This window comes from Bradyrhizobium sp. (assembly GCF_019242285.1).
Classification (GTDB): Bacteria; Pseudomonadota; Alphaproteobacteria; order Rhizobiales; family Xanthobacteraceae; genus Bradyrhizobium.
Genome location: NZ_JAFAVV010000539.1, coordinates 12,804 through 28,594 on the forward strand (window position 1 = coordinate 12,804; position 15,791 = coordinate 28,594).

Sequence of the window (15,791 nt, forward strand, 5' to 3'; positions counted from 1 at the left end):
CTGAAGTTTCGGCCGACCCCTCCTCGCTCGCGCGGAGAGGTCGGATTGCATCGTCAGATGCAATCCGGGTGCGGGGTACAGGTCCAACAATTCACACCGCCCGTGCGTCGGCCCCTCACCCCGCCCTCTCCCCGCATCCGCCTTCGCCCCGAAGGCGGGCTTCGGGGGACAAGAGAACGGGGCGAGGGAGCGCACCTTCGCTGCTCCATCGAATCCGATATCGCCCTGCTCGACGCCCGCGCCGGACGACTGTCACTCACCCCAGGTGCTTCCGGAAGAACTCCGTGGCGCGGGTCCAGGCCAATTCGGCGGCCTCGCGGTCATGCACGGCCATGCGCTGCTCGTTGACGAAGCCGTGGTCGGCCTCATAGCGATGCAGCTCGAGCGGCTTGCCGGCGGCCTTCATCGCCTTCTCCCAGGCATTCACCGCCTCCGGCGTGCACCAGTCGTCCTTGTCGGCGAAATGGGCCTGCAGCGGGATCTTGACGTCGGCGGGCTTCACCGCGGCTTCCGGCGGAATGCCGTAGAACACCACGCCGACGGTGAGCTCGGGGATCTTCGCCGCCCCGATGACGGTCACCGCGCCGCCCATGCAGAAGCCGGTCAGCCCGACCTTGGCGCCGTTGCGGGCGAGATATTGCACGGCGCCGCGCACGCTCTGCGTGGTGGCGTCCATGAAGTCGAGCGAGCTCATCTGCTTGTTGGCGGCTTCGGTGTCGTGATAGGGCACCACCACGCCGCGGTAGAGATCGGGTGCCAGCGCGTCGAAGCCGGCCAGCGCGAAGCGGTCGCAGATGCCCTTGATCTGGTCCTGCAAGCCCCACCACTCCTGGATCACCACCACACAGGGCGCGTTGCCGCGCGCGGCATTGGCGAGATAGCCGGACGCTTCCTTGCCGTCCGGACGCTTGAAAGTGACTGACGTGCCCATATGGCTTCCTCCGGGAGTCGCTTTTTCGGTTGCGTTGCAAACCCCACCATCTTGTCCGCGCCGCGGGTCGGACGCAATCAAGACTGCGTCATTCCTGCTGCCCATATGGTGAGCAAACCCGCCAACGACGAGCCGACCATGAAAAAAGCCCCCGGAGCGGGGGCTTTCGCATTCACACCAGCTTCACAAAGGTCAGTGCGCGTCGGCCCAGACCTTCTTCTTGGTGAAATACATCATGCCGGCGAAGATGATCAGCACGACGAAGACCTGGAAACCGAGCCGCTTGCGCGCCTCCATGTGCGGCTCCGCCGCCCACATCAGGAAGGTAGCGACGTCCTTGGCGTATTGCGCGACGGTGGCCGGCGCGCCGTCGTCATAGGTCACTTGGCCGTCGGACAGCGGCTTCGGCATCTTGATGGCGTGACCGGGGAAATACTTGTTGTAATAGGAGCCGTCCGGGATCGGGACGTCCTTGGGCGGGCTGTCCTCGAAACCCTGCAGGATCGCCGAGACATAGTTCGGGCCCTGCTCCTGGAACTGGCTGAACAGGTCGAAGACGAACCAGGGGAAGCCGCGCTCATAGGAGCGCGCCTTGTCGATCAGCGACAGGTCGGGCGGCAGGCCGCCGCCATTGGCGACGCGCGCCGCCTGCTCGTTCGGGAACGGCGAGGGAAAATAGTCCGCCGGCCGGCCGGGCCGCTCGAACATCTCGCCCTGGTCATTGGGGCCGTCCTTGATCTTGTAGGTCGACGCCAGCGCGGCCGCCTGCGCGGCCGAATAGCCGGGCCCGCCGGGATCGGCGAGGTTGCGGAAGGCGACGTAGGACAGCGAGTGACAGTTGGCGCAGACCTCCTTGTAGACCTTGAGACCGCGCTGCAGGGCGGCGCGGTCATAGGTGCCGAACGGGCCGGAGAACGACCATTTCAGCGACGGCGGCGTGTCCACCTCCTCGGCCCGCGCATCGCGCGTCGAGCCGGCGAACAGCGCGGTCGCGATGCAGAGCGCGATCGCCGTCGAGACCATCGGCACCGGTCGGCCGTGGCTCTTGGCGAGCACGTCGTCGGCGATCGAGTTCGGCACCGGCCGCGGCGTCTCGATCACGCTGAGCAGCGGCAGGATGATCAGGAAGTAGGAGAAGTAGCAGACGGTGAGGATGCGGCCGGCGATGACATAGATGCCTTCCGGCGGCTGCGCGCCGAGATAGCCGAGCAGGATGCAGACGATGACGAACAGCCAGAAGAACTGCTTCGCCAGCGGCCGGTACTTGGAAGACCGCGTCCTGGCGGTGTCGAGCCAGGGCAGGAACACCAGGATCAGGATCGCCGAGAACATCGCGACCACGCCGGCGAGCTTGTTCGGGATCGAGCGCAGGATCGCGTAGAACGGCAGGTAGTACCACTCCGGCACGATGTGCTGCGGGGTCTGCGCCGGGTTGGCCGGGATGTAGTTGTCGGCGTCGCCCAGATAGTTCGGCATGTAGAAGATGAACCAGGCATAGAGCAGCAGGAACACCGAGACGCCGAACATGTCCTTGATGGTCGCGTAGGGCGTGAACGGCACGGTGTCCTTCTCGCTCTTGGCATCGACGCCCGCCGGGTTGTTCTGGCCCGCGACATGCAGCGCCCAGACGTGCAGCACGACCACGCCCGCGATCAGGAACGGCAACAGATAGTGCAGCGAGAAGAAGCGGTTCAGCGTCGGGTTGCCGACCGAATAGCCGCCCCACAGCAGCGTGACGATGCTGTCGCCGACATAAGGAACGGCCGAGAACAGGTTGGTGATGACCGTGGCGCCCCAGAAGCTCATCTGCCCCCAGGGCAGCACATAGCCCATGAAGCCGGTCGCCATCATCAGCAGGTAGATGATGACGCCGAGAATCCACAAGACCTCGCGCGGCTCCTTGTACGATCCGTAATAGAGGCCGCGGAACATGTGGACGTAGACCGCGAAGAAGAACATCGAGGCGCCGGCCGCGTGCATGTTGCGCAAGAGCCAGCCATAGTTGACGTCGCGCACCAGCAGTTCGACCGAGCGGAAGGCGAGGTCGGCGTTCGGCGTGTAGTGCATCGCCAGGATCACGCCGGTCAGGATCTGCATGCCCAGCATGAACGACAGGATGGCGCCGAAGGTCCACCAGTAGTTCAGGTTGCGTGGCGTCGGGTACGCCACGAACGAGGAATGCATGAGACCCAAAATCGGCAGGCGTCGTTCGAACCATTGCAAGGCGGGATGGCTCGGCTTGTAGTCGGATGGTCCGCTCATTTTGCGATCCTGAGGAAAAGGTAGACGATGCAATGGGTCGAAGGCGCGGGGAGGAAAGCCCCCGCGCTTCAGCCGATCTGGATTTTGGTATCGGAGACGAACTGATAGGGCGGCACCGGCAGGTTGGCGGGCGCCGGCCCCTGGCGGATGCGGCCGGAGCTATCGTATTGCGAGCCATGGCAGGGGCAGAAGAAGCCGTCATATTCGCCCTGATGGGCGATCGGGATGCAGCCGAGATGGGTGCAGATGCCGATCACGACCAGCCACTGGTCATGGCCGTCCTTGACGCGGGACTCGTCGGTGGCGGGGTCGCGCAGCGTGTCGACCTCGACCGCGCGCGCCTCCTCGATCTGCTTCTTGGTCCGGTGCATGATGTAGATCGGCTTGCCGCGCCAGAACACCTTGATGTCCTGCCCGTCGGCGATCGGCGCGATGTCGACCTCGATCGGCGCGCCGGCCGCGATCGTCGCGGCGTCGGGGTTCATCTGGGAGACGAAGGGCCAGAGTGAGGCCACCCCGCCGACGGCGGCGGCCGCCCCGGTCGCAACCAACAGGAAATCACGTCGGGTCGGATGATCAGCCGTAGTCGTTGTCACGATTCAAACCCTTTCCTAGTTGCAGCCGGTGGAACCGCCCCAAAGCGACGCTTCGCGCACGCTACGACTCGGGAGGCTCTGCCGGCGCCCGCGTCCCCCGCGGCGGCAGAACGGAGGGCTTTTCCTGCCTTGACCGGCGGAACAGGCCCCAGAATCGTTCTATTGGCACCCTTGCCGAAAGAGCGCAAGCCCGCTAACGGCCAGCTAGCGTGCAATGCACTGAATCGGCGCATAGCGTTGTTTTGTTCATACATTTCCGTGAGCCGGCGGGATTCGAATACAACATGCAGATCGCGCTCTTCCAGCCCGATATTCCCCCCAACACGGGGACGATTCTGCGGCTTTGCGCGTGCCTGGATGTGGCGGCCCACGTCATCGAGCCCGCCGGCTTTGCGGTATCCGACCGGACGTTCCGCCGCGCCGGCATGGATTATCTCGACCATGTGAAGCTGATGCGCCACGACTCCTGGGCGAAATTCGAGGAATGGCGTCGCGCAGGTGGGTATCGCCTCGTGCTGTTCACCACCAAGGGCGCCATCTCCTATCTCGATTTCCGCTATGACGCCGCCGATATCCTCCTGTTCGGGCGCGAGACCGCGGGTGTCCCCGAGGAAGTGGCCGCGGCCGCCGATGCGCGGCTGAAAATTCCGATCAGACCTGCCCTGCGTTCGCTGAACGTGGCGATGGCCGCGGCCATGGCGGTCGGCGAGGCGCTGCGGCAGACCGGCGGGCCAATGCAGGAGATGCGATGAGCTACGCGGTCAAGGAAATCTTCCTGACGCTGCAAGGCGAAGGCGCGCATGCGGGGCGGCCTGCGGTGTTCTGCCGGTTTTCCGGCTGCAACCTCTGGAGCGGCCGCGAGCAGGACCGCGAGGCCGCGGTCTGCCGCTTCTGCGACACCGACTTCGTCGGCACCGACGGCACGCTCGGCGGCCGCTATTTGACCGCCGACGCGCTCGCCGACACCATCGCCGCGCAATGGACCGGCGACGCCACTCACCGCTACGTCGTGCTGACCGGCGGCGAGCCGCTGCTGCAACTGGACAGCGCGCTGGTCGAGGCGCTACATGCGCGCGGCTTTGCGATTGCGATCGAGACCAATGGCACGCTCGAGCCGCCCGAAGGTCTGGACTGGATCTGCGTCAGCCCGAAGGCCGGCGCGGCATTGGCGTTGACGCGGGGGCACGAGCTGAAGCTGGTCTATCCGCAGCAAGGGGCCGCACCGGAGGATTTCGCGGGCCTTGCCTTCGAGCGCTTCTCGCTGCAGCCGATGGACGGTCCGGAGGTCGATGCGAACACCGCGCGGGCGATCGACTATTGCCTGCGCCATCCGCAATGGCGGCTCAGCCTGCAGACGCACAAGACGCTCGGCATCAGATAGGAACCGGATTTTTCGGACTCATGTGGGAATTGACCAAGGCGTTCCGCTTCGAGGCGGCGCATTCGCTTCGAGGAACGACGCTGGGCGCGGCGAGCGAGGAAATTCACGGCCATTCCTTTCGCGCCGAGATCGCGGTGCGCGGCTCGCCCGATCCCGTCACCGGCATGGTCGTGGATCTCGGCCTGTTGCAGCGCGCGATCGCCCAAGTGCAGGCGATGCTCGATCATAAGCTGCTCAACAAGGTGCCCGACCTCGGACCGCCGACGCTGGAAAACCTCTCGCGTTTCGTCTTCGAACGGGTGCAGCATGCCGGCCGGATCACGCGGGTGAGCATCTTTCGCGATAGCTGCAACGAGAGCTGCACCTATTTCGGTCCGGACCAATAGGAGTTTCCGATGGAAGCCATCGTCATCGAGGAGCGCAAGGCGCAGGCGAAGGCCTGGTTCGAGTCGCTGCGCGACCAGATCTGCGCGTCCTTCGAGACGCTCGAGGACGAGGCGCCCGCCTCTCTTTATCCCGGCAGCGCCGGCCGCTTCGTGCGCACGCCCTGGCCGCGCACCGATCACTCGGGCAGACCGGGCGGCGGCGGCGTCATGTCGATGATGCACGGCCGGCTGTTCGAGAAGGTCGGCGTGCACTGCTCGACGGTGTTCGGCGAGTTCGCCCCCGATTTTCGCGCCCAGATCCAGGGCGCCGAGGACGATCCGCGGTTCTGGTTCTCGGGGATCTCGCTGATCGCGCACATGCGCAATCCGCATGTGCCGGCCGTGCACATGAACACGCGCTTCGTCGTGACCACGAAAACCTGGGTCGCCGGCGGCGCCGACCTGACGCCGGTGCTCGACCGCCGACGCACCCAGGACGATCCCGACACGCAGGCCTTCCATGCGGCGATGAAGGGCGCCTGCGACGCGCAGGGAGACGGCGCGCTTTATGACAAGTACAAGAAGTGGTGCGACGACTATTTCTACCTGCCGCATCGCAGGGAGCCGCGCGGCATCGGCGGCATCTTCTACGACCACCACAATTCCGGCGACTGGGAGCGCGACTTCGCCTTCACCCAGGCCGTCGGCCGCGCGTTCGCCAAGATCTATCCCGAGCTGGTGCGCGCCAACTTCAACACGTCCTGGACCGATACCGACCGCGAGGAGCAACTGATCCGGCGCGGCCGCTATGTCGAGTTCAACCTGCTCTACGACCGCGGCACCATGTTCGGACTGAAGACCGGCGGCAATGTCGCCTCGATCCTGTCGTCGATGCCGCCGGAGGTGAAATGGCCGTAAATGCGATGAACCGACTGCCGCGCGCGATGCTGATCGACATGGACGACACCATCTTGTCGGCCCACGGCCAGCCCGAAATCGCCTGGACCATCGTCGCGGACGAGTTCGCCGACGAGCTCGCGCCGCTGTCGCCGAAGGCGGTCGGCACCGCGATCGCCCAGACAGCACGCCGATTCTGGCCGGCTGCGGCGCCGGAATGGCGCCTGAAGCTCACGGAAGCGCGGCACGAGGTGGCGAGGCGAGGACTTGCCTCACTGGCCAGACTCGATCAGCCGGCGCCGCCGGCCGATCTCGCCGTCAAGCTCGCCGACCGCTTCACGGCCTATCGCGACGAGCAGATGTTCGTCTTTCCCGGCGCGCATGAGGCAATCGACAAGCTGAAGACGCTCGGCGTCAAGCTCGCGCTGGTCACCAATGGCGCGAGCGCGGTCCAGCGCGCCAAGATCGAGCGCTTTGCGCTGGCGCACCGGTTCGACCACATCCAGATCGAGGGCGAGCACGGTTTCGGCAAGCCGGAGGAGCGCGCCTATCTGCATGCCATGGAGACGCTCGGCGTCACCGCGCCAGAGACCTGGATGGTCGGCGACAATCTGGAATGGGAGGTCGAGGCGCCGCAACGGCTCGGCATCTACGCGATCTGGATGGACATTCACGGCGAAGGGCTGCCGCAAGGCTCGACCGTCAGGCCCGACCGCATCATCCGCTCGCTCACGGAGCTGCTGCCGGAGGGAGGATGAGGCCGCACACGGTCACGAAAACGGCCGCAACGCGGAGGTGATCATCACCGCGCCGCCCACGATCACGGCGATGTCGAGGATCGCGGCATGGACATGCACCGGCATGCGCTCAACGAAGGCGCGCGCCAGGAACGCGCCCGGCACGCCGATCGCGCCGATCAGCAGCGCAAAGGCGAGCACTTGCGCGGTGAGGACACCGGCGAGCCCGAACACCGAGATCTTGATCAGGCTGGTCACCACCGAGATCACGGCGTCGGTCGCGATCACCGACGCGCCTTCCAGCCCCGCCGCCATCAACCGCGACAGCAGGATCACGCCCGCGCCCGCGGTGCCGCCGACCACGACGCCATAACCGACGGCGCCGGCAAACAGGCCGCCATCGCCGATCCGTGCGGCGCGGCGGCGCAGCACCCGGCGCAGCGGCACGCTCAGTATCAGCATGGTGCCGATCACGAGCACGGCGCCGTCGTTGGTCAGTCGCGTATAGCCATAGGCGCCGAGCGCCGTCGTGACCGTGGGGGCCGCGATCACGATCAGCGCGCGCCGGCGGTCCGCATGGCGGAAATAGGCGACGCTGCGGCTCATATTCGCAAACACCGCCGATATCGCGAGGATCGGCACCACCGGCTCGGCGCCGAGCATCGGCACCTGCACCAGCGGCATCAATGCGCCCGAGCCATAACCGGCAAGCCCGCCGATCAACGAGGCGAACAGCGCCATGGCCGCGACCAGGAGAAGCTGAAGCAGGGAGATGTCGGCGAAGCCGGAAATGAAGCTCACGTCCTGTCGCGGGAAAGGCGGCCGACCGCCTGGTCGGCGATGGATGCCAGCGCCGCCGGATCGAGCGGGAAGTCCGCCGCAAGCCAGGCGTCCTCGGCCAGCGTGAGCACTTGCCCGAGCATGGGGCCGGCATCAATTCCACGCGCGACGAAATCCGCCGCCTTCAGCGGGAATTTCGGCGCCTGCCAGCGTTGCGGCAGGGTCGCAAGCTCGCGCCAGCGCGCTTCATCGCCATCGCTGCCGGCACGCGCCCAGGCCAGCAGCATCCGGTCGCGGTAGCGCTCCGCGCCGAGACGATAGAGTCGCTGCCGCGCTCTGGCTTCATCCATTCCCGGAAGCCGCCACCAGCGATGGCCCATGGAATCGAGCGCCTTGGCCTCGGCATTCGAGAGCCGCAGCTTTGCTGCGATGCGCCTCGCATCCTCCGTCACCGCGACCGCGAGCGCCGCCAGCCTGCGGATCGGATCAGGCGCGAGATCGAGCGCGCGTTCGATGCCGATCATGGCCGCGAACGGGCCGGTATAGGTGATGCCGCCGATGATCGGCAGCAACAGGCCGCCATCCGCCATCGCCGTCACTGCGGCCACCGCGCCACCGGTCACCACCAGCTTCAGCATTTCCATCCGCAGCCGCTCGGCCGACAGGGCGGCGAGACCGGCACGGCCGGCGATGCAGGCGAGATAGCCCTCGCGATCGGGGGCGCCAGCGCCAAAGGCGGCGTGGATGCGGAAGAAGCGCAGGATGCGCAGAAAATCCTCGGCGATGCGCTGGGCCGGATCGCCGATGAAGCGCACATGCCTGGTTGCGATGTCGTCGAGACCGCCGACATAGTCGTGCACGATGCCATCGGCCGTCAGCGACAGCGCGTTGATGGTGAAGTCGCGGCGCTTCGCGTCGCCGACCCAGTCGCGGCCGAAGGCGACCTTGGCCTTGCGGCCGAAGGTCTCGGTATCCTCGCGCAAGGTCGTGACCTCGAACGGATGGGCGTCGATCACGAGCGTCACGGTGCCGTGCACGATGCCGGTCGGCACGCTCTTGATGCCGGCCGCCTTGGCGCGCCGTACCACCTCCTCCGGCAGCGCGGTAGTCGCGATGTCGATGTCGCCGATCGGAATGCCGAGCAGCGTGTTGCGGACGGCGCCGCCGACCACGCGGGCTTGCTCGCCATTCGCATTCAGGAGCGCCAGCACCCTCGCGACCGAACCAGATTTGAGCCACGGAGCATTCAGAGGCGCGTTCAGATCGCCGGCACGGCGCGCCCGCGTATCGTTCATCTCTCAACTCCGGGAACGAGCTTGCCGTTCTCGATATGGGCAGGGACGTAGGTGGAATAAGGCGGCTTGGCCGAATACTGCGCGAGCATCACGAAGCCGAGGACCACCAGCACCAGCGACCCGAGCGCGAGCCGCGCCACCAGGTGCAGCGGCCAGGACGACGGCACCAGCACGGCATTGCGCGTGGCCAGCAGCAATAGCGCATACACCGCGAAGGGAATGAGGAAGATCCCGATCTCGGTGAGCGCCGGCCGGATCATGAGAGACAAATCCGTTCATACAGGAGCCGCAGGATGCCCGCGGTCGCCCCCCAGATGAAGCGTTCCGCATAAGGCATCGCGTAATAGGTGCGCTCGATGCCGCGGAACTCCCGGCTGTGAAGCTCGTGGTTCGCGGGATCCATCAGGAAGGCCAGCGGCACCTCGAAGGCGTCGTCGACCTCCGACCGGTTGATGTTGAGGGTGAAGCCCGGCTTCACGCGCGCCAGCGTCGGCACAATGCGAAAGCCGAAGCTGGTACCATAGAGACCGAGATAGCCGACCGGCTCGACGAAGCCGCGGTCGAGCCCGACCTCCTCCTCCGCCTCGCGCAAGGCGGTATCGAGCGGGGATGCGTCGGTGGCGTCGATCTTGCCGCCGGGAAACGCGATCTGGCCGGCATGATCGGCGAGCAGCGGCGAGCGCTGCGTCAACAGCACGGTCGGCTGCGGATGATCGATGACGGGGATCAGCACCGCGGCGGGACGGATCGGCTGCTCGCGCGCGATGATCTCGAGCATCCGGCTGGTGCCGGAATCGCCGCTCTCCGGAATGATGCTCGGATCGAGCAGCCCCGGCGGAACGTCGAAGGTAAGCCGCCCGCGGGCGCGCTCGAAGAATTCCGCCGAGGAAATATCGGCCGCAGCAGCCCTCACCATCGGTTCGTTCAAAGCGCGGCCCTCACCTCGCCCGCATCGGCCATCGGAAAGAATTCCCCCGCCGAGATTACACCGAACATCGGATGGCCGTCGATCACGCGCTCCTCGCCCAGGTCGACAAGATCGTAATAGATCGCGCGCGTCACCTTCGCCCACAGGTCGCTCCGGACGTGAAGATAGGGCACGAGCCCGCCGTCGGCGGCCATCTCGAACCGCAGGCGGTGGGTGGCGTCGCAATCGACCCAGTCATCCACATTGGTGCGAAAGCGCAACAGCGGCCCGCGCGCATCGTCGTCCTTCGCCATCTCGACGGCGAGAAATGGTGCGTCATCGACGCGGATGCCGACCTTCTCCACCGGTGTGACCAGAAAATGCTTGCCGTCCTCGCGCTTGAGGATGGTGGAGAACAGCCGCACCAACGCCGGCCGGCCGATTGGCGTGCCCATGTAGTACCATGTACCATCGCTGCCGATTCGCATGTCGAGATCGCCGCAGAACGGCGGATTCCAGAGATGCACCGGCGGCAAACCTTTTTTTCCCGGCTCCGCCTTTGCGGCGTCGCCGGCGGCCTGCCTGGCAGCAGCCGTCAGCCCGTCGAGGCCCTGCTGCGTTTTCTGCCCTCGGTTCGCCATGGTTTGCCCTGACTTAACCTTTGATGGTTGGCACGATTGCTGCACGTTGGTGGTCTGAGGATGCGATTGGTTCCAGGTAGAAATACGTGGCACAGGTCGCCATATCGTGATGCCGTTCATACCCCGAAATGCCGATAATGTGGGGATAGTTTAATTCAACGAAACCATGGCCTTTGCCCAATTCTCGGATCGGCTCATGGAATGGTGGCGCACTCGGCGGCGTCACGAGCGGGAGCTTCAGAGGCATGGCGGACAACGTTGAGAAGCTTGAGGATGTGATCGTCCGTTCGGCCGAACAGGTCTCGGGCCAGGTCCGCGCGGCAAAAGAGGCGATCGCCGGCGTCATTTTCGGCCAGGACCGGGTGATCGAGAACACCCTGGTGACCATCCTGTCCGGGGGACATGCGCTGTTGATCGGCGTGCCCGGCCTCGCCAAGACCAAGCTGGTGGAGACACTGGGTGTCACGCTCGGGCTCGACGCCAAGCGCGTCCAGTTCACGCCCGACCTGATGCCGTCGGATATTCTCGGCGCCGAGGTGCTGGACGAGAGCACCGCCGGCAAGCGCTCGTTCCGCTTCATCGCTGGCCCCGTGTTCGCGCAACTCCTGATGGCCGACGAGATCAACCGCGCGAGCCCGCGCACCCAGTCGGCGCTGTTGCAGGCAATGCAGGAGCAACACATCACGGTCGCCGGCGCCCGCCACGACCTGCCGAAGCCGTTCCACGTGCTCGCCACGCACAATCCGCTGGAGCAGGAAGGCACCTACCCGCTGCCGGAGGCGCAGCTCGACCGCTTCCTGATGGAGATCGACGTCGACTATCCCGATCGCGACGCCGAGCGCCGCATCCTGTTCGAGACCACGGGCGCGGAAGAATCCGTCGCCAAGGCTGCGATGGCCGCGGACGCGCTGATCGCCGCGCAGCGGCTGGTGCGGCGGCTGCCGGTCGGCGATTCCGTGGTCGAGGCGATCCTGTCGCTGGTGCGCTCCGCCCGTCCGGGACCGGAAGGCGGCGAATCCGGCAAACTGATCGCCTGGGGACCGGGCCCGCGCGCCAGCCAGGCGCTGATGCTCGCGGTGCGGGCCCGTGCGCTGCTCGACGGGCGGCTCGCGCCCTCGATCGACGACGTGCTCGACCTCGCCGAGCCGATCCTGAAACACCGCATGGCGCTGACCTTCTCGGCGCGCGCCGAAGGACATTCCATTCCGGACGTGATCCGGCAATTGAAGACACGGATCGGTTGATGGCGGTAGCCGAGAAGCCCGCAGCCAGGGAGGTCGCAGCAGTCCGACGTGCAGATGGCGAAAGCCGAACGCTCGCCGCCTCACTGCCGCGCCTCGTGCTCGAGGCCCGCCGCATCGCCGCCAACGTGATCCACGGACTGCATGGACGGCGCCGCGCCGGCGCCGGCGAGAGCTTCTGGCAGTACCGCCGCTTCGTCTCGGGCGAGCCGTCGCAGAGCGTCGACTGGCGCCGCTCCGCGCGCGACGACCATCTCTATGTCCGCGAGCAGGAATGGGAGGCTGCGCACACGATATGGGTGTGGCCGGACCGCTCGCCGTCGATGGCCTTTGCCTCGCAGAAGTCGCGCGACAGCAAGCTGGAGCGCGGCCTGATCGTGGCCTTCGCGCTGGCCGAGCTCTTGGTCGCCGGCGGCGAGCGCGTCGGCATTCCCGGCCTGATGACCCCGACCGCGAGCCGCAGCGTGATCGACAAGATGGCGCAGGCCATCCTGCATGACGGCGGCGACCGGCTGAGCCTGCCGCCGTCCTTCGTCCCGTCGGCACTCGCCGAGATCATCGTGCTGTCGGACTTCTGGTCGCCGATCTCGGAGATCCGCGCCATGCTGGCCGGGCTGTCGTCCTCCGGCGCGCACGGCACGCTGGTGCAGGTCGTCGATCCGGCGGAAGAGAGCTTCCCCTATTCAGGCCGCGTCGAATTCGTCGAGCCGGAAGGGTTCGGCCAGATCACCGCGGGCCGTGCCGAGAGCTGGACGACCGATTATGTCGCGCGGCTCGCGCTGCATCGCGACCAGATTCGCGCCGAGACCAACAAGCTCGACTGGCTGTTCGCGACCCACACGACGAGCCGCTCCGCAGCCGAGCTGCTCTTGTTCCTGCACGGCGGCATGATGGCGAGCAAGGGCAGCGGACGCACCGGAGTGAAGGCGGGGCGCAGCCTATGATCGCAGGCCTGCCGCTCTCCTTCGCCGAACCGCTGATGCTGATCGGGCTAGTGAGCCTGCCGGTATTATGGTGGCTGTTGCGGGTCATGCCGCCGCGGCCGCGCCGGATCGAGTTTCCGCCGACCCGGCTGCTGTTCGACATCGCGCCGAAGGAGGAGACGCCCTCGCGCACGCCATGGTGGCTCACTGCGCTGCGGCTTGCGGCCGCAGCCCTCGTCATCCTGGCGGCGGCCGGACCGATCTGGAATCCGCGGACCAGCCTTGCCGGCGGCAGCGCGCCGTTGCTGCTCCTGTTCGACGACAGTTGGAGCGCGGCCTCGAACTGGGATGCGCGTGTCCGAGCCGCCGACGAGTTGATTGCCAAAGCCGACTCCGATCGCCGCGGCGTGGCGCTGGTCTCGTTCGCGGAGCCCAACAAGGACATCACCATGATGCCGGCCGGCGCAGCAAGGGTGGCGCTGCGGCAGCTTGCGCCCAAACCCTACACGATCGACCGGACCGACATCCTGCCTGCCATCGACCGCTTCCTCAAAGCCACCGGCGACGTCGAGATCGCCTTCCTGTCCGACGGCGTCGACGCCGGACACGGCGCGGACTTCGTCTCCGGCCTCGGCAGGATCATCGGCGACCGCACGCTGACGATCTTCGAGGGCGGCACGCCCTCGCCTTTGGCGCTGGCCGGCGCCGAGAACGCGGCCGCCAACATGACGGTCAAGGTGCTGCGCGTCGACTCTAGCGTCGGAGGCGGCACGGTTCGCGCGCTCGACGCCAAGGGCTCGCCGATCGGCGAGGCGCGCTTCGGCTTCGCGCCACAGGCGCGCGAGACGGACGCGACCTTCGATCTCCCGGTCGAGCTGCGCAACGACATCACCCGCCTGGAGATTTCTGGCGAACGCTCGGCCGGCGCGGTGCAGCTCCTCGACAAGCGATGGCGCCGCCGCGCGGTCGGCATCGTTTCCGGCGCAACCATCGATACCGCGCAGCCGCTGCTCGCACCGACCTTCTATTTGACCCGCGCGCTCGGTCCGTTCGCCGACGTCCGGCTCGGCGATCGCGGCGCGCCGCAACAGGTGACGACGCAGCTCCTGGACCAGAAGCTGCCGCTGATCGTGATGGCCGATGTCGGCACGCTGTCTCCGGACATGCGCGACCGCCTCGCCGCCTGGATCGATCAGGGCGGCGTCCTGGTGCGCTTCGCGGGTCCAAGGCTCGCCCAGGGCGATGATGATCTCGTGCCGGTGAAACTCAGGCGCGGCGGCCGTACGCTCGGCGGCAGCCTGACCTGGGAGAAGCCGCAACACCTGACCGCCTTCACCGCGGATGGGCCATTCGCTGGCCTCCCCGTGCCGGCCGACGTCACCGTGAGCCGGCAGGTGCTGGCCGAGCCGGATGCGACGCTGTCGTCGCGGAGCTGGGCCTCGTTGGAGGACGGCACCCCGCTCGTCACCGGCGAGCGCCGCGGCAAGGGCATGATCGTGCTGTTCCATGTCAGCGCCGACATGCGCTGGTCGGATCTGCCCATGTCGGGCACCTTCGTTGAGATGCTGAGACGGATCGTCGACATGTCAGGCTACACGTCAACTCCAGGCGCCGGCGTCGCCGGCGAAGCGGGCAAGAAGACGGTGGCCCCGTTGCACACGCTCGACGGCTTCGGCGCGTTCGGGCCGCCGCCCTCGACCGCCAAGCCGCTGCCGGCCGACTACCGGGACCGCGCCTCCGTCGACCATCCGCCGGGCTTCTACGGCCCCGCCGACGGCCCACTCGCGGTCAACACGCTGGCCGCCTCCGACCGCATCGTGCCGCTCGACACCACGGCAATCAACGCACGCCGCGCCAGCTACACCAACGCCGAGCCGCGCGATCTCCGCGGCATGCTGTTGACCGCATCGCTCGCGTTGTTCCTGATCGACGCGGTGATCGTCGCGATTCTCGGTGCTGGGATCGCCGGGCTGTTGCGGCGCCGCGCCGCACCGGCGGCGCTCGCCTTCCTCGCGCTGGTGCTGGCCGGAATGCTGGCGATGCCGTCGGCCCGCGCCGGGCAGGCCAGCGACGATTTCGCCATGCATGCGGTGTCGCAGACCAGACTGGCTTACGTCGTCACCGGCAACGCCGACGTCGATTCGATCGTCAAGGCCGGCATGGCCGGGCTCACTCTGTTCCTCGCCCAGCGTACCGCGCTCGAGGCCGGCGATCCCATCGGCGTCGATCCTGCGCATGACGAGCTTGCGTTCTTCCCGCTGATCTATTGGCCGATCGTGCCCGGCGCGCCGAAGCCGCCGCAGGATGCGCTCAACCGCATCGACGCCTACATGAAGCAGGGTGGCACCGTGGTGTTCGACACCCGCGACGCGGTCGAGGCCCCGCCAGGCGACAATGGCGCCTCGCAGACCTCGGGCATGCAGACGCTCCGCGACATCCTGTCCTCGCTCGACGTTCCCGAGCTCGAGCCGGTGCCGCGGGACCACGTGCTGACCAAGACGTTCTACCTGCTGCGCGATTTTCCCGGCCGCTTCGCCTCCGGCCAGACCTGGGTCGAGGCGCTGCCGCATGAGGACGACGAGGAGGCGCAAGCAGCGCGGCCGGCGCGTGGCGGCGACAGCGTCTCGCCGATCATCATCACCTCGAACGATCTTGCCGGCGCCTGGGCGATCCGCCCCGACGGGCAGCCGATGCTGCCGATGACCCCGGGCGAGCCGAAGCAGCGCGAATACGCCTTCCGCGCCGGCGTCAATATCGTGATGTACACGCTGACCGGCAACTACAAGGCCGACCTGGTTCACGCGCCGGCGTTGATCGAGCGGCTGGGGCAGTAAG

At 66.9% G+C, this 15,791-nt stretch carries 16 protein-coding genes; 8 read left to right on the plus strand and 8 right to left on the minus strand.

The window, feature by feature from the left end:
- Window positions 1-256 precede the first annotated feature (256 nt).
- The 3 genes from JOY90_RS21620 to petA all read right to left on the minus strand — a co-directional run bounded on the left by JOY90_RS21620 (window position 257) and on the right by petA (window position 3,792).
- Window positions 257-931: a dienelactone hydrolase family protein gene (locus tag JOY90_RS21620; RefSeq protein ID WP_291693144.1), complete on the minus strand. Its 675-nt coding sequence runs from the start codon at window positions 929-931 to the stop codon at window positions 257-259.
- A 192-nt stretch (window positions 932-1,123) separates the two neighbouring features.
- Window positions 1,124-3,193, minus strand: a complete 2,070-nt coding sequence (locus JOY90_RS21625; protein ID WP_291693145.1) for a cytochrome c1 — start codon at window positions 3,191-3,193, stop codon at window positions 1,124-1,126.
- Between the two features lie 68 nt (window positions 3,194-3,261).
- Window positions 3,262-3,792 carry a ubiquinol-cytochrome c reductase iron-sulfur subunit gene (gene petA, locus JOY90_RS21630; RefSeq protein ID WP_291693172.1) on the minus strand — a complete coding sequence of 177 codons (531 nt, stop codon included), beginning with the start codon at window positions 3,790-3,792 and terminating at the stop codon, window positions 3,262-3,264.
- Window positions 3,793-4,073: 281 nt separating this feature from the next.
- Between petA and JOY90_RS21635 the strand changes: the two genes are divergently transcribed.
- From JOY90_RS21635 to JOY90_RS21655, 5 genes are read left to right on the plus strand one after another with little or no spacing between them, the layout of a single operon-like run.
- The gene (locus JOY90_RS21635) at window positions 4,074-4,541 is read left to right on the plus strand and encodes a tRNA (cytidine(34)-2'-O)-methyltransferase (RefSeq protein WP_291693146.1); all 468 of its coding nucleotides are present in this window, start codon (window positions 4,074-4,076) and stop codon (window positions 4,539-4,541) included.
- Window positions 4,538-5,170: a 7-carboxy-7-deazaguanine synthase gene (queE, locus tag JOY90_RS21640; protein ID WP_291693147.1), complete on the plus strand. Its 633-nt coding sequence runs from the start codon at window positions 4,538-4,540 to the stop codon at window positions 5,168-5,170. Before JOY90_RS21635 ends, queE begins: the two co-directional genes overlap by 4 nt.
- Window positions 5,171-5,190: 20 nt before the next feature.
- Window positions 5,191-5,556, plus strand: coding sequence for a 6-carboxytetrahydropterin synthase (locus JOY90_RS21645; protein ID WP_291693148.1), 366 nt, complete (start codon window positions 5,191-5,193; stop codon window positions 5,554-5,556).
- 9 nt (window positions 5,557-5,565) lie between these two features.
- Complete coding sequence (gene hemF, locus JOY90_RS21650; protein WP_291693149.1) at window positions 5,566-6,453, plus strand: oxygen-dependent coproporphyrinogen oxidase; 888 nt, start codon at window positions 5,566-5,568, stop codon at window positions 6,451-6,453.
- Entirely contained in the window at window positions 6,444-7,190 is a 747-nt protein-coding gene (locus JOY90_RS21655; protein ID WP_291693150.1) for an HAD family hydrolase, read from the plus strand. The genes hemF and JOY90_RS21655 overlap by 10 nt, the downstream gene beginning before the upstream one ends.
- Window positions 7,191-7,202: 12 nt before the next feature.
- Here the strand turns inward: JOY90_RS21655 and JOY90_RS21660 are convergent, their stop codons facing one another.
- From JOY90_RS21660 to JOY90_RS21680, 5 genes are read right to left on the minus strand one after another with little or no spacing between them, the layout of a single operon-like run.
- A complete protein-coding gene (locus JOY90_RS21660) occupies window positions 7,203-7,970 on the minus strand; it encodes a TSUP family transporter (protein WP_291693151.1) in 768 nt (255 codons plus the stop codon).
- Window positions 7,967-9,244: a CCA tRNA nucleotidyltransferase gene (locus tag JOY90_RS21665; protein WP_291693152.1), complete on the minus strand. Its 1,278-nt coding sequence runs from the start codon at window positions 9,242-9,244 to the stop codon at window positions 7,967-7,969. Before JOY90_RS21665 ends, JOY90_RS21660 begins: the two co-directional genes overlap by 4 nt.
- Window positions 9,241-9,504, minus strand: a complete 264-nt coding sequence (locus JOY90_RS21670) for a DUF6111 family protein (RefSeq protein ID WP_291693153.1) — start codon at window positions 9,502-9,504, stop codon at window positions 9,241-9,243. The genes JOY90_RS21665 and JOY90_RS21670 overlap by 4 nt, the downstream gene beginning before the upstream one ends.
- The gene (locus JOY90_RS21675; RefSeq protein ID WP_291693154.1) at window positions 9,501-10,172 is read right to left on the minus strand and encodes a CoA pyrophosphatase; all 672 of its coding nucleotides are present in this window, start codon (window positions 10,170-10,172) and stop codon (window positions 9,501-9,503) included. Before JOY90_RS21675 ends, JOY90_RS21670 begins: the two co-directional genes overlap by 4 nt.
- A complete protein-coding gene (locus JOY90_RS21680; RefSeq protein WP_291693155.1) occupies window positions 10,169-10,792 on the minus strand; it encodes a DUF1285 domain-containing protein in 624 nt (207 codons plus the stop codon). Before JOY90_RS21680 ends, JOY90_RS21675 begins: the two co-directional genes overlap by 4 nt.
- A gap of 245 nt (window positions 10,793-11,037) precedes the next feature.
- On the opposite strand from JOY90_RS21680, the gene JOY90_RS21685 reads away from it, so the two are divergent.
- From JOY90_RS21685 to JOY90_RS21695, 3 genes are read left to right on the plus strand one after another with little or no spacing between them, the layout of a single operon-like run.
- Window positions 11,038-12,036 carry a MoxR family ATPase gene (locus JOY90_RS21685; RefSeq protein WP_291693156.1) on the plus strand — a complete coding sequence of 333 codons (999 nt, stop codon included), beginning with the start codon at window positions 11,038-11,040 and terminating at the stop codon, window positions 12,034-12,036.
- The gene (locus tag JOY90_RS21690) at window positions 12,036-12,977 is read left to right on the plus strand and encodes a DUF58 domain-containing protein (protein WP_291693157.1); all 942 of its coding nucleotides are present in this window, start codon (window positions 12,036-12,038) and stop codon (window positions 12,975-12,977) included. The genes JOY90_RS21685 and JOY90_RS21690 overlap by 1 nt, the downstream gene beginning before the upstream one ends.
- Complete coding sequence (locus JOY90_RS21695) at window positions 12,977-15,790, plus strand: DUF4159 domain-containing protein (protein ID WP_291693173.1); 2,814 nt, start codon at window positions 12,977-12,979, stop codon at window positions 15,788-15,790. The genes JOY90_RS21690 and JOY90_RS21695 overlap by 1 nt, the downstream gene beginning before the upstream one ends.
- The last annotated feature ends 1 nt before the right edge of the window (window position 15,791 follow it).